This window comes from Lysinibacillus sp. NPDC097214 (genome assembly GCF_050277945.1).
Classification (GTDB): Bacteria; Bacillota; Bacilli; order Bacillales_A; family Planococcaceae; genus Lysinibacillus; species Lysinibacillus xylanilyticus_B.
Window position 1 is genome coordinate 504,714 of sequence record NZ_JBNNSS010000001.1, and the last position, 14,597, is coordinate 519,310.

General features: G+C 36.4%; 10 protein-coding genes. 2 read left to right on the forward strand and 8 right to left on the reverse strand.

Annotation, left to right across the window (positions count from 1 at the left end; translation table 11 throughout):
• Nucleotides 1–5: 5 nt before the first annotated feature.
• The 8 genes from ACQKMI_RS02450 to ACQKMI_RS02485 form a co-directional block, all read right to left on the reverse strand.
• Complete coding sequence (locus ACQKMI_RS02450; protein WP_427487035.1) at nucleotides 6–1,457, reverse strand: S-layer homology domain-containing protein; 1,452 nt, start codon at nucleotides 1,455–1,457, stop codon at nucleotides 6–8.
• 803 nt (nucleotides 1,458–2,260) lie between these two features.
• Nucleotides 2,261–3,919, reverse strand: a complete 1,659-nt coding sequence (locus ACQKMI_RS02455) for a hypothetical protein (protein WP_427487036.1) — start codon at nucleotides 3,917–3,919, stop codon at nucleotides 2,261–2,263.
• A 163-nt stretch (nucleotides 3,920–4,082) separates the two neighbouring features.
• Nucleotides 4,083–4,256, reverse strand: a complete 174-nt coding sequence (locus ACQKMI_RS02460) for a YjfB family protein (RefSeq protein ID WP_427487037.1) — start codon at nucleotides 4,254–4,256, stop codon at nucleotides 4,083–4,085.
• 118 nt (nucleotides 4,257–4,374) lie between these two features.
• The gene (gene yihA / locus ACQKMI_RS02465; protein WP_249072773.1) at nucleotides 4,375–4,956 is read right to left on the reverse strand and encodes a ribosome biogenesis GTP-binding protein YihA/YsxC; all 582 of its coding nucleotides are present in this window, start codon (nucleotides 4,954–4,956) and stop codon (nucleotides 4,375–4,377) included.
• 4 nt (nucleotides 4,957–4,960) lie between these two features.
• A complete protein-coding gene (lon, locus tag ACQKMI_RS02470) occupies nucleotides 4,961–7,285 on the reverse strand; it encodes an endopeptidase La (protein ID WP_427487038.1) in 2,325 nt (774 codons plus the stop codon).
• A 229-nt stretch (nucleotides 7,286–7,514) separates the two neighbouring features.
• A complete protein-coding gene (gene clpX / locus ACQKMI_RS02475; RefSeq protein ID WP_323647644.1) occupies nucleotides 7,515–8,786 on the reverse strand; it encodes an ATP-dependent protease ATP-binding subunit ClpX in 1,272 nt (423 codons plus the stop codon).
• An 824-nt stretch (nucleotides 8,787–9,610) separates the two neighbouring features.
• Nucleotides 9,611–10,900 (reverse strand): trigger factor, encoded by a 1,290-nt coding sequence (gene tig, locus ACQKMI_RS02480; protein ID WP_427487039.1) that lies wholly within the window; start codon nucleotides 10,898–10,900, stop codon nucleotides 9,611–9,613.
• A gap of 111 nt (nucleotides 10,901–11,011) precedes the next feature.
• Nucleotides 11,012–12,001, reverse strand: coding sequence for a hypothetical protein (locus ACQKMI_RS02485; RefSeq protein ID WP_427487040.1), 990 nt, complete (start codon nucleotides 11,999–12,001; stop codon nucleotides 11,012–11,014).
• A gap of 525 nt (nucleotides 12,002–12,526) precedes the next feature.
• On the opposite strand from ACQKMI_RS02485, the gene ACQKMI_RS02490 reads away from it, so the two are divergent.
• Together ACQKMI_RS02490 and ACQKMI_RS02495 are read left to right on the forward strand one after the other, a co-directional pair.
• Nucleotides 12,527–12,994 (forward strand): hypothetical protein, encoded by a 468-nt coding sequence (locus ACQKMI_RS02490; protein WP_427487041.1) that lies wholly within the window; start codon nucleotides 12,527–12,529, stop codon nucleotides 12,992–12,994.
• Nucleotides 12,995–13,306: 312 nt separating this feature from the next.
• Complete coding sequence (locus tag ACQKMI_RS02495) at nucleotides 13,307–14,149, forward strand: DUF2785 domain-containing protein (RefSeq protein WP_427487042.1); 843 nt, start codon at nucleotides 13,307–13,309, stop codon at nucleotides 14,147–14,149.
• The last annotated feature ends 448 nt before the right edge of the window (nucleotides 14,150–14,597 follow it).

The following is a 14,597-nucleotide window of genomic DNA, read 5'->3' on the forward strand; positions in this document are numbered from 1 at the left end:
TTTCTTTAATTAAAGAACAATATGTCATCTCGATAGTTTTGTTTTAAGTCACCTTCTAAATAATTCAAAAAACGTTCTAACACTACTGATGCTTCTGCACGCGTTAATGGTTGATTTGGATTAAATCGACCTGCAGGGTCACCCGTCATTAAACCTAACTCATTTACAATGTAAATACCGTCTCTTGCGTAAGTTGGAATTTGCGCATCATCCTTAAACTTTGTTATATAGCCCGGATCTGGCGCCTTATTCTCAAGCCCTAAGGCACGCACATAAATCGTTGCGGCTTGTGCTCTTGTAATTGGATTATCAGGTTTGAAATACTCTGGTGATACACCTTTAATAATTCCTTTATGAACCGCAGACTCAATATAGGCATAATCTTTTACTGTACGCTTTATATCTTTAAAAATACTTGTAGTAGTTTGCGGTTTTTTCGTTTTCGGTTCTGCCATAACACGTAAGTCAACTGCCTTACCAATCGATGTTGAAAAGTCAATACGCTTCATAGGGGTATTTGGTGAGAAGAAATTACTTGCATCAGAGTAAATACCTAAAGAGTATAATTTTTCAATAGCTTGTTTCGCATAATGATTTGATAAATCACGGAACTTAGGAATGATTAAACGTTCAATTGTCGGCATGTATTCTGTATCTAAGTCAAGAATACCTTTTTGTCCAGAGGCTAAATCATACGTATATTCAGAAATAACATCCTTTTCACTTACTACCGCATATCCACCATCAAAGCTCCCTAAAGTCCCTAGGTTTTCTTCATAGTTCAGTACACGTGATTTACTTGTAGATAAACGATTTTTCACATGGCTTGTCTTACCATCGCTATAAGTATAAACAGCTTCTGTAATTTGTGTTTCTGTCGCTCCCCAGAAATTTTCATAGCCAGCATGACGACTATCAGTATCAATAGTCACGGTATTTTGGACTGCATTTTTTCCAGTCCCAGATTGATAAGAATACGTTTTTCTCGAAATCACATTTCCTGAGAAATAATCAGAGGCTACACGATTGTCCGTTACAGTCCCTTGTGAAAATTGATAATCAACCAATGTATAAGTAGTTTTCCCAACTACAATTTTCTCTGTATACTTTTTCACAACACCATTCGATGTTTTTTGACCAATCGTAGCATAATCTACAACATCTGATTCATAGGCAATATTTCGTGTCAATGTAGCACCGTTACTTGCTGTTAGCTTCATACTATATGTTTCAGTTAATTTTCCTTTAGATTCTTTTTGTGTAATTTTAATGTCTCTACTTGTGCCTTTAAATATAATAGGTGTTCCTGTAATGAAAACAGCTTCCTCGTATGTATATTCATTTTTTACAGCACCCGTTGTTTCTAATGAAGAAGCTGATGCATTTTCCGGGATAGTAGCTCCAATAATACATACAGCAAGAACCACTAACATTATTTTAGATAAATGTTTTCGCATTCTTTTTCTGTTCCTCTCTTTCATTCCATGCATATCCGCATTTGGAGCTATCAATTATTTCTTTAAGATTACAAAATAAGCAGGCGTGTTGATGTAAGCAAAGTGATAGGAACACTCGTAACAAATAATGCCAATTTTTCCTACTTAACCGATCATCACCAAAAGGTGTGTTGATTTCCGGTCCAGCTAGGCGCTTCGCTTTCGCACAGTTAAAACATTTGTTGCTGACGCTTCGCTTTCGCACAGTTAAAACATTTGTTGCTGACGCTTCGCTTTCGCACAGTTAAAGCATTTGTTGCTGTCGCTTCGCTTTCGCACAGTTAAAACATTTGTTGCTGACGCTTCGCTTTCGCACAGTTAAAGCATTTGTTGCTGTCGCTTCGCTTTCGCACAGATAAAACATTTGTTGCTGTCGCTTCGCTTTCGCACAGTTAAAGCATTTGCCGCTGACGCTTCGCTTTCGCGCAGAGCAGAGCTTCCTGGGGGCGTCGGGGCAACAGGATGTTGGTCACGAAGGCGTTATCACAGGACGTGATACTTTTAGCCTTCGTTCCTCTATTGCTAATCCCCAAGGGTCACCCAGCCGTAACGAAGATCAACTTATTTACATAGGAGACGTTTAACAAAAGTCATCCACAACTTTTGGTGATGAACCTAATCAACACACCTAAAGATTTCAAGGTTAACACCCAATCGCCTTCTACTCATATAGGGACAAAGTTTTTCATCATAAGTAAGCGCTAAAGATTCACTTAAGCTGAATACCTTCATCGTAAATATACTCGCAGAAGACTCTCATTTTATTAATCAACTAATATTAAATGAGCTTTGACAAAACGATCGGATAATACTACTAAACGATCAGAAGGTTGTAAATCAGATGCTTGAATAACTTTACCTGCTTTAATAATTGTTGCTTGGTCAATATTCATATCAATCATTTCACCAGCTTCATACCAACGCCCATTTTGCCATTGGCTAACACTCTTCACATTGATTACAGCTGGGAATTTCGATTTAACTGACTGTAGTTTACCTGTTAACATTAATGGTGCAACAGGCTTCGCTTTATGAAGAATATGAAGGGCCTGTACATGTCCATCCTTCACATAGAAGTATCCATATTGACCTTCATATAAATGAAGTTCAATATCAGGAATGACACTGTATGTTTTGTTACCATCATCTACTATTGCTTTCGTTGAATTACTAACAGATAGTACAGTACGCTCAGTTTTCTTGAAGACATTTGACTCAATCTTCATCGCATCATCAATTTCGATTAAATAGCCATCTGCTTGTGATAAGCGTCCATAATATAACTCATGATCTGCTAAGTTTGGTGACATAAAACTATCACTTGTTACTTGCACAACTTGGGCATAATGATCACGTGCAGCACCGTCCGAAATAACAAAAGCTGTACCATAAGCTAATAGGCCAGTAGGTTCGATTAAACGACCATTTCGAATTAAGATAGTTCCATCGTGGAAATATATTGTCCCTGCAGATTTAAGTTTTAATAATTGATATTTAGTATCCACAGAAAGCATAGGCTCATAATAAGTTCGCTCGTTGTTTTTCAATACAACAATCTTTTCAATCACTTCTTTGCCAAATTGTTTAACTGTTGCATAATATGCTTCACTGCCAACGTAATTTTTCAACTGATCTTTATTAATTTTTGTGTTTCCAACATATACCGGAACCTTCGATGAAAAATCCATCGTTGATAAAGCCTTTGTTGTATCAGAACCAAATTGCCAATTGATAAAAGCATGTTGGTTTTTTACAGTTAATTTATTTGCATTGGCATTAACCGTTTGTATCTCACCTTTATATAGGTTTTCAACTAATGTACCTGTGTCACTAATTTCGATTTTCGTGACAATGGATGTGTTTCGATTTTTAAGGCTAAGCTTAACACGATCCCCTACATATAGTGCGCTAATATCGACTGCAGAGGAGTTTTTTTGATAGCTTGTATCTTTATTTATATAGTAGGTTGTTTCTTTTCCAAAATCCGACTTCAGCATAATGAATAGTCCATTTGGATCGATACTAGTCACTACACCGGCAAGTGTTTTAGTATTTTGGGCAACCGTTGGAGATTCTGTTTCTTTTATAGAATTAGAAGTACCTCGAAGCTCAACAACACTTCGAAGGGAAATGTCCGCTTCTACTTTCATCCCCATCTTAAAGCCTTCGATTGTAGTCTCTGTATTATTAATATACAGGCGGGCATTATTATTTATATTGTATGTAATTTGACGTCCGCTATCATTTTCCAAAGTAATTTTATTAAGCTTTTTTTCTATTACTCCATTTGAATTTTCATATTCTGAATATGTTACATCCACAAAAGTTCCAGTCACCATTTGGGCAGCATGTGCCGTTTGATTTGATGAAAACCCGAGAACCGCTAGTAACAAAATCATTAGTATGTATGGAATCTTCTTCAACAAATCCCACCTCCTAGAAAAATTTTATTAATATATAGTATATCGTACTATTGGTAGTTTTTCCTATTCAAAAAGATACATTTTAGTGCTTTTAATTCCTTTTTAAATCTACCACTAGACACAAAGATAGAGGTAGCTTCTAATTTCAAGCTACCTTCCTTCATCAAACTTGAACGTCAATTGTATGTCCAGCTGTTGGATGTGGAGCATCTAACATGTCAACTAATTGTTCTGTATTTTGCTGTTGCATCTCCATTGCCTGTTTCGTTACAGCTAGAGATACATTTTGCATTAAAGTTGCTTGATTCATTGCCATAGATAAAGCTGCGATATCCATTTAGTCCACCTCCTATTTAATTTATCGGTCAGTTGTTTCATTCATCAAGCAATTCCATCCATTTTAATAAAAAAAACATCTACTGTCCTAAGTATTAGACGCAATAGATGTTTTCTTATTACATTTTATTTTCGATAGTACGCCAAGCTTCTTCAAAGCCAATTCCTTTTTCTGAAGAAAAGACAATAAGAGGATCATTTTTTTCCATATCCAGCGTTTCTTTCACAACTTTTTTATGCTTATCCCATTTACCTTTTGGGATTTTATCTGCCTTTGTTGCAATGACAATACAAGGAATATTGTAATGCTTTAAAAAATCATACATCATGCGGTCATCAGCTGTAGGAGGATGACGTAAATCAACAATTTGTACGACTGCCTTTAATTCATTGCGCCCTGTGATGTAACGCTCAATCATTTTCCCCCATGCTTCACGCTCAGTTTTTGAAACCTTTGCATAACCATAACCAGGAACATCTACAAAAAACAATTGCTCTTCAATTTTGTAAAAATTAAGCGTTTGTGTTTTTCCGGGCTTAGAAGATATACGTGCTAAAGCTTTACGACCGATCATTCGGTTAATAAATGAGGATTTCCCCACATTTGAACGACCGGCTAGTGCAAATTCTGGCAGTCCATCTTCTGGATATTGGTCTGGTCTTACAGCACTTATGACCATTTCGACGTTATGGACTTTCATTTTCTTAAATACCTCCGTCCAGTGCAATGGCTAATACTTCATCAGCCGATGACACTAGTTTAAATGTTAGTTGTTCGCGTACACTTTCAGGAATATCCTCAATATCACGCTCATTATCTTTCGGACAAATAATTGTCGTTAAGCCTGCTCGATGCGCACTGAGTGTTTTTTCCTTTAAGCCCCCAATTGGCAGTACACGTCCACGTAAAGTAATTTCACCCGTCATGCCGACCTCACGGCGTATTGGACGGTGTAAAATTGCGGAAACAATTGCGGTTGCCATTGTAATACCTGCGGAAGGTCCATCTTTCGGCACTGCTCCTTCAGGAACGTGAATATGAATATCATGTGTTTCAAAGTATTCTGCATCCACTTTTAGCTCTTCCATTTTTGAGCGGACATACGATAAGGCGGTTTGGGCAGATTCCTTCATGACATCTCCTAACTTCCCAGTTAGCTGCAATTTTCCTTTACCAGGTGTTAATGATACCTCAATTTGTAATGTATCACCACCCACAGTTGTATAAGCAAGCCCAGTAGCTACACCGATTTGATTTTCCTCTTCGGCTTGTCCATATCGGAAACGATGTTTACCGAGTAATTCCTCTAACGATTTCGAGCTTACTGTTACCCGTTTTTTCTCACCAGAAACAATAATCTTAGCGATTTTACGACACAGGGTTGCGATTTGACGCTCTAGTCCGCGAACACCTGCTTCACGAGTATAATAACGGATGATATCCATTACTGCTTCGTCTTTAATAATAACTTGTGTTTTTTTCAAGCCATGCTCTTTTAACTGTTTTGGTATTAAATGATTTTTCGTAATTTGCTCTTTTTCAATTTCTGTATAGCCAGCAATCGAAATTACTTCCATACGATCTAGTAACGGTCCAGGAATTGCACTTAAATCATTGGCAGTTGCTATAAATAATACATTTGATAAATCATAAGATTCTTCGATGTAATGATCACTAAATGTATTATTTTGAGCCGGATCTAAAACTTCAAGCATCGCTGCTGCCGGATCTCCCCTGAAGTCATTAGACATTTTATCAATTTCATCTAGAAGGAACACAGGATTAATTGTCCCTGCCTTTTTCATCCCTTGAATAATACGCCCTGGCATTGCCCCAACATACGTACGACGATGACCACGAATTTCTGATTCATCACGTACCCCACCTAATGAAATACGGATAAATTTGCGATCCAAGCTTTCTGCAATAGATCGTGCTAATGAAGTTTTACCTACACCTGGAGGTCCGGCCAAACATAATATGGGTCCACGTAATGATTCTTTCAATTGACGTACAGCTAAATATTCTAATATACGTTCTTTCACTTTTTCTAATCCATCATGATCACGATTTAAAATATCCTCTGCATGTGCGATATTCATGCGATCTTCAGTCGCATTCGTCCATGGTAGTGCTACAATCCAATCAATATAGTTTCGGATGACGCCACTCTCCGCACTAGCTGCTGGTAGCTTCTCATAGCGATCCAACTCTTTAAGCACTACTTCTTTCGTGGATTCAGGCATTCCTGTTTCGTCAATACGTTTACGTAATTCAGCGACTTCGCCAGTTTTCCCCTCACGGTCCCCTAGCTCAGTTTGAATAGCTTTCATTTGTTCACGTAAATAATATTCTTTTTGAGTACGCTCCATGGATTGCTTAACTTTTGTATTAATTTTCTTCTCAAGATCAAGTACTTCTTGTTCGTCATGCAAACGAATAATTAAATGGTCTAAACGCTTTTTTACACTGAGCATTTCCAATACTTCTTGTTTATCTGCAATCTTGAATGGCAAGTGTGAAGCAATAATGTCCGCTAAACGACTTGGCTCTTCAATGTCTGCCACAGTACTAATGGTTTCAGATGTAATCTTATTGGAGGCTTTCGCGTATCTTTCAAAATGCGTTAACAACGTACGCATTAAAGCCTGTGTTTCAATATCCTTATCGATTGTTTCCTCTTTAACATCGATGTCAACAACCGTATATTTTTCTAACGCCTGATAGTTAGACCATGTTGCACGCTCTACACCTTCTACTAAAACACGCAGTGTTCCATTTGGTAATTTAAGCATCTGTTTGACATATGCCATCGTCCCAATTGCATAGAGATCTTGCTCATCAGGCTGTTCATCATGCATTTCTTTTTGTGTTACTAATAATATTAGTTGGTCCTCTAACATCGCTTGTTCTAGCGCCGCTACAGAACGATTTCTACCCACATCAATATGTAACACCATCGACGGGTATACTAAAAGTCCACGTAAAGGCAATAATGGTACATTTGTTGTTTTTTGTATTGTCACCATGCGGGTATTCACCTCCGTCAAAATTTTCTTATTCACTCCCACGCTACTAGTATGTGTCTAAAAAGCTGATTCACACTAGTTAATCAATTGAGCCAAAAATTTCATCTAATTACAGTTGGCTTTATGTATGAATGAATAAAAAGCTGACTGTCGAATGTGCGAATATTGCACAATCGAAGTCAGCTAAATTACTCTTTATCTCATAACAATAGACAGCCACGTCTGTTCGTTATGCTGAAGTTTTTGTGTCGCTACCTTCATCGAGTTCAGTGCCATCTTCAAGAAGCAATTTCGGTTTTTCTTTATCCGTAATTGTTTTTGCCGTAATGATACATTTTTTCACGTCTTCACGTGAAGGTAGTTCGTACATTACATCAAGCATCGTTGACTCAATAATTGAACGAAGACCACGTGCACCTGTTTTCCGCTCAATTGCTTCTTTTGCAATTTCAGAAAGGGCACCTTCATCAAACTCAAGCTCAACACCATCTAATTCAAGCATTTTTTGATATTGCTTAGCTAGTGCATTTTTTGGCTCTGTTAAAATTTGTACAAGCGCAGCCTCGTTTAATTGCTCTAGGCTTGCAAGTACTGGTAATCGACCGATGAATTCTGGAATTAAACCAAATTTCAATAAATCCTCAGGAATCAGCTTTGCCATAATTGAGCCTTCATCCATATCAATTTTGTTAGGATCTGAACCGAAGCCAATTACTTTTTCACCCTGACGACGTTTAATAATGGATTCTATTCCATCAAACGCTCCACCCACAATAAATAAGATGTTTGTAGTATCGATTTGTAAGAACTCCTGGTGAGGATGCTTACGACCACCCTGTGGTGGGACACTCGCTACTGTGCCTTCTAAAATTTTAAGAAGTGCTTGTTGTACACCTTCACCAGATACATCACGTGTAATGGATGGATTCTCAGATTTACGTGCAACTTTATCGATTTCATCAATATAGATGATCCCTTTTTCAGCACGCTCAATATCGTAATCTGCTGATTGAATTAATTTTAATAAGATATTCTCAACGTCCTCACCAACATAGCCAGCTTCAGTTAGTGAAGTAGCATCCGCAATAGCAAAAGGAACGTTTAATATACGTGCCAATGTTTGGGCCAATAAAGTTTTACCGCTACCAGTTGGGCCGATTAACACAATGTTCGATTTCGCTAATTCTACATCATCAATCTTACTATTTGTATTAATGCGTTTGTAGTGATTGTAAACCGCAACTGCTAAAGCTTTTTTAGCACGATCTTGTCCTATTACATATTCATCTAAAATCGTTAAGATTTCTTTCGGTTTCGGAATATCTTGGAATTCGATTTCTTCTTCAACGCCCAGTTCCTCTACAACGATTTCTGAACAAAGTTCGATACATTCATCACAAATATAAACACCAGGACCCGCAACTAGTTTACGTACCTGTTCTTGTGGTTTCCCACAGAATGAGCATTTTAAATTGCCTTTTTCATCATTAAATTTGAACAATATGTTTCACCCCTATTCAAGCAACAATCTTACAAGATTATTGAATCATTATCAAATAAATTGTCTGCATCCATTTACACCACGGCGTTTATAGTTCAAGATTTTTGACATTCATTGTACAAAAAACATGAATATTTGCCACAAAGCTTCCATTTCATTAACTTAATAAATCCCAACTCATCACCATAGCGTGTGGTTGATTTCCATTTCGACTTATATAAATGGCATACATTTTAACAAATGTTACCCACAACTTTTGGGATGAGCCGGAATCCCGCTAATCATACCTTTTATTACCACAATGTGTAACTGACTGATTCTTCAGAAAGCTCTAGCGACTAGAGACCTTACGTTTAGTCAAGCTCCCTGACCCTTGTCAGCTGGTATTGACTCGTGATCTTACTTTTTATACTCGGTAGTACAAGTTAAAGTTACAGATTCTTTTTAAAATCTATTACATTCGCCAGAGGCTTAACTTCATTCAGTAGAGGATGTATTTCGTTGTTCCTCATTTGGAAGAATTGAGACATCAATCAATTAAGCCTTATCTCTGCTGAATAAAGTAAAATTTTAGCATCGTGTGAAAAGTCAAACAATACTATGTATTAGAGAAATGTAAAGGCTTTGCCTATCCCCTCTTCAAAAAAGCACTTCTTTTTGGAGGATACTTTTGCGGTGAAAGTAGTCGTATTATTAATACTATAATTAACTAAACTAAACTAACGAGGAATCTAGCTACACCTAAACACAAAATATGTGATAAAACAAGGCACGGTTTTATGCCGTACCTTGTTTTCATTTTTCTATCCAGTTACAAAAAAATCTTATTCAGTAATTTTAGCGTTTTCTACTAAAAATTCAACTGTTTTTTGAATTTTAATGTCGTTTTCAAGAACTGCTGTGCCACCTAAAGCACCTGTAATTTGCTCTTTTGTCATGTTAAATTGAGCAGCCATTTTTTCTAATTCAGCATCGATATCAGCTTCAGTTGCTTCAACTTTTTCAGCTTCAGCAATTGCTTCAAGTGTTAAAGATACACGTACACGGCTTTCTGCTTCTTCTTTCATTTGTCCACGTAAATCTTCTTCTGATTGACCTGAGAATTGATAGTAAAGGTCTAAGTTCATTCCTTGCGTTTGTAAACGTTGACCAAATTCTTGTAACATACGATCAGTTTCAGAGTTAATCATACCAGCAGGTACTTCAAAATCAGCATTTTCAGCTGCTTTTTCAACTAATTCGTCACGAAGTGCTGCATTTGATTCAGCTTGTTTTTGTTCAGCAGTTTGCTCTTTGATTTTAGCGCGTAAAGCTTCAACACCCTCAACTTCTGGGTCTAATTCTTTAGCGAATTCATCATTTAATTCTGGAAGAACTTTTGTTTTAACTTCTTTTACAGTTACTTTGAAAGTAGCTTCTTTACCAGCTAATTCAGCTGCATGGTATTCTTCTGGGAAAGTAACAACTACGTCTTTAGATTCACCAGTTTTAATACCTACAAGTTGCTCTTCAAAGCCAGGGATGAATGAACCTGAACCGATTTCTAGTGGGTAGTCTTCACCTTTGCCACCTTCAAACGCTTCTTCACCTACGAAACCTTCAAAGTCGATAACAGCTGTATCGCCTTCTACGATTGCTTCGTCTTCTTTAATTTCAAGCTCTGCTTTACGAGCTAATTGCTCTTGAATTTGTGCTTCTACTTCTTCATCAGTAACTTCTACTGGAAGTTTCGTAACTTCTAAACCTTTGTAATCACCAAGTTTTGGCTCTGGTTTCACTGTTACTTGAGCAGTAAATGTGAAATCTTTACCATGTGCGAAGTTTTCTGTACCAGAAATTTCTGGGTAATCTACTGGCATAATACCAGCTTCATCGATAGCTTTTGAATAAGACTCAGGAACGATGATTTCTAATGCATCTTGGTATAAAGATTCGATACCAAAGCGTTGTTCAAACATATTACGAGGCATTTTCCCTTTACGGAAACCTGGTACGTTAATTTGTTTTACAACTTTTTTGAACGCTTGGTCCATTGCTGCGTCTACTTCTGCAGCAGGTACTTCGATTGTAAGAGTACCGATATTACCTTCTTGTTTTTCCCATTTTGCTGACATGTATAAATACCTCCAAATAAATAATCAAGTTTATTGTTAGACAATTCATTCGTAACTACGATTTTGACAACCATTTTAGTATAACATAGATGCGTATAGTTTCAACTTATTTCATACTTCATGTAGTTCCGTCAATTTTTCTAACATTTGTAAAAAGTCAATGATTTCATAGTTCATTTCCTGTACTTTTCCGAGCATAGATTGTACAAAGTCAATATAACTATAGGCAATATCATCAGCTTCATACGGGTGCCATTCAAACGGATACGTCACAATGGCATGCTTCGCCATTAAATATTGTACCATTTCCAACGTCGATGGGTCTTGCTCTAATTCATTTTCGACTATTTTTTTTACTTCCCTATACTGAGGCAACTGATTTGGTAAGACTAAATTGATAGGGTTAATAATTTTTGTTCCATTAAATTTTGAGACAGTAATCTCAATTGACACTTCTTGTTCCACTAATAGGATTAATGCTAAGCTCTGAACAAACGGATGGATTGTTGGACATTCAATAATAGCTTTCAGCTCTGTCTTTAGTTGCCTTACATTCGTCTCCATTAAGCGATGCAGTCGAATAGATTGTTCGTTTGCCGTTAAAGCACTAAATTGCGAAAGTTCATACTCTTGCTCTTCTAACAATCGTTTTGCATCCTCTTTTTTTTGGAGATTCCTTGCAACCTCTTGATTCAAGCTTCTTAAGCGTTCAAATTTCTCAAGTTGATCTTCCGGAAGTACATTTTCTTCAATTAATGTCGAAATTAACGACTCTACTTGATGGTATTCCTTTAACTGCATACATACAGTAACATACAGTTCCATTACTTCCACATACATTGTCGTACCCATAGCAAACAATTGCTCACAAACATTTTTTACTTTATCGTATGCTTTTAATTCATATAAAGCATACGCATAGGTACTTAATGCCATTTCGTCTCCATCTTCATATAAAAATGCTTTTTCAAAACTGGCCACTGCCTCTTCATATTGATAATTTTCCGCATACATATGTCCTTCACGTATTAATGTCTGAACAGCACCAGGAAAAACAACAATATTGTCATGTTTTATAACATGTCGTTTTCGCTTTGTCATTTTTCTCACCTCTTTACGACTATTTTACTTATTAGTTCCTATATAAATCATCTTCATATCATAGAGTTGATTTCCGTATTTGACCGAGGGCTTTACCACGAGTTTCGATGAGAAACTTGGGATTGGTCACAAAAGCTTTATCACAGAACTTTGTGCATTCCTCTACTAAAGGGCTCATCTATAACGCTCCCCTCTTTTACTCCAAACATCCTCATTAGAGGGTATACGTTTTAACAGATATCATTTTCAACTTTCAACGATGACAATATTTATTTACTCCCTACTTATTTTTTAAAAATTCATCGCTATAGCATTTCATATTTTGTAATAAATTGTATTATAATTAATAATATCTTTCATATATTACAGTTTACAGGTATTCAGGTAACGACTAACTTACCTGCGTGCAGGCCTTAGCACAAAGCTGATTTCGGACGCATTGTTTATCTGCGCGAAAGCGTAGCGACAGCGGCAATTATGCCGTGGCATAATTGCTAAAAAAGTTCTTCACAAGGAGTGGAACACATGCAATTAATGAATACAGTTAATGAATTTGGTAGTAGCATCTCTCCTATGTTTGAGGCACTATCAATTAAAGTTATTTCGTTTTCTACAGCAGACAATCCTCATCAGAAGGATTACCCTATTGAATTTGAAATACTCACACGGACAAAGATTGATTTATACACGCAAGAAGCAATTACACATATTATAAGTATCCAAGGTTACATTCCTGGCTCCATATCAATTGGACACCAACATGAGTCATTCTTTATTATTCCCCAAAGTGTACACATAGAATGCAACTATAAACTTCTAAGTATCGACAAAAAAGATATGCAACGAATCTTACAGCACGCCCAACCGAATCTTTATTATAGTGAATGGCTAATCGAAGCCATTCACAATGCAAATATTCTTGTAGAATTAAAAACCAATCAAAATACCTTCACCGAATGGCCGCTCGGTATAAAATCAGCCGTTATAGTGTAACTAGGATGAGACATACTTAAATAGGTATGTCTTTTATTGTGCTCCTATAATAAGTCTTTCCCTTTTTGTTGCTTGTCTATCATATCAACTTTCTCTTGTTTCTGGAATTCCCATTGCGAATGTACATCTATATCACTAGAAAACTTCACTAATCAACAAATTTATAGTTGAGGCGTTATAATAAAAAGACCTAGCTCCATAAAAGCATTTTCACTAGATCTCTGCATTAAAAAACAAAGCCAGTGATCCTCAAGGAACACTTGAAAAAGAATGCTCTTACAGAGAATTAACTTAATTTCGGGGGAATTACAGATGAATATCAAAAATGCATTACAATCATTTTCAACCATGACACCTTCAGAACGACAAGAATTTATGTTACAAAAGGGCGATTGGTTATTACAAGAAATGTTAACGTACATCGGTTCACCAGATGCTGAATTACGAGACAAATTAATTTATCGTACTTTTATTGATATACTAAGCGACAATTTACTGAGCACTGAACAGCTACAATATTTATTTGATACAGTAATAGACGACGATTACTTATATTTAAACATAGGTGAAGAAATGACAGATAGTGTCTTCACACGTTCGTTTTCTGCTTTACTTGTAGCAAGTATTCTTGCAAAAGATGCTGAACTACTGATTTTAAATGATGATCGTCTACAAATTTTCTTTCAAAAGATCGGCCGCTTTTTATTATTGGAAAAAGACACAAGAGGTTATGTTCAAGATAAAGGGTGGGCGCACAGCATTGCACATGGTGCAGATCTAGCAGCAATGACAATTAAACACCCCAATTTCGATTTACAGCATGCACCTTTAATCTTGCACGCCTTGAAACTTGTTACTTGGAAAGATACTGTCTTTGTCAACGATGAAGAGGAACGCTTAGTTAACATAATTGAAGCGTTACTAGCTCGTGACTACTCCGAAGAAGCATTAATAGAATTTGTCGAACAGGTATTTGATAAATTTGAAATGCATTTAGTGACACAAGGTTATAACGAAGCCTTTTTTAGCGGACGTACATGTACATTAAATTTAATGAAAACATTATATTTTGCCTTAAAGATGCATAATCTAGCACCAAAACTTCAAAATACTATCTATGGACAAGTCGCAAAATGGCTAAAACTTGGCGCATAAAATGTCTGGCATAATTCGGCGAACCAAGATGAATTCCACTTTCTCTCTGCTTCAAACATTTATTTTCGTTCCCATACCAAATTTAGCAAACTAAGGATTCCCTTAGTTTGCATTTTTTACTTTTCGGATAAAATATCGAGAATACAATATATGGAAGAGAGTAATTATATTAACATAATTTATAGTCGTTCCCGAAATACCCCTTACCAAACATCCCTTACATTGAAAGTTTATCCTGATATATCCACATTCCTGTTTTTTGTGTTCGTATCTTTTTAAAAAACGCAACAAAAAAGCATTCAACAGCCTAACATAACGGCGATATTATTACAAAACGACGTCTAAAATGTGAAATGACATTTTCACAAAAAAAACTATTTACTTAGTTAAGGTTGAGAAACGCAGTGTTTTCAACGTTCAAACAGTGTTTATTATATTAAACGCAAAA

What these genes read in the sequence shown, in the direction of transcription:
- lon (WP_427487038.1), bottom strand. Translation starts at nt 7,285, where the DNA reads ATGGTGACAATACAAAAAACAACAAATGTACCATTATTGCCTTTACGT.
- ACQKMI_RS02460 (WP_427487037.1), bottom strand. Translation starts at nt 4,256, where the DNA reads ATGGATATCGCAGCTTTATCTATGGCAATGAATCAAGCAACTTTAATG.
- ACQKMI_RS02495 (WP_427487042.1), top strand. Translation starts at nt 13,307, where the DNA reads ATGAATATCAAAAATGCATTACAATCATTTTCAACCATGACACCTTCA.
- ACQKMI_RS02490 (WP_427487041.1), top strand. Translation starts at nt 12,527, where the DNA reads ATGCAATTAATGAATACAGTTAATGAATTTGGTAGTAGCATCTCTCCT.
- ACQKMI_RS02450 (WP_427487035.1), bottom strand. Translation starts at nt 1,457, where the DNA reads ATGCGAAAACATTTATCTAAAATAATGTTAGTGGTTCTTGCTGTATGT.
- ACQKMI_RS02485 (WP_427487040.1), bottom strand. Translation starts at nt 12,001, where the DNA reads ATGACAAAGCGAAAACGACATGTTATAAAACATGACAATATTGTTGTT.
- yihA (WP_249072773.1), bottom strand. Translation starts at nt 4,956, where the DNA reads ATGAAAGTCCATAACGTCGAAATGGTCATAAGTGCTGTAAGACCAGAC.
- tig (WP_427487039.1), bottom strand. Translation starts at nt 10,900, where the DNA reads ATGTCAGCAAAATGGGAAAAACAAGAAGGTAATATCGGTACTCTTACA.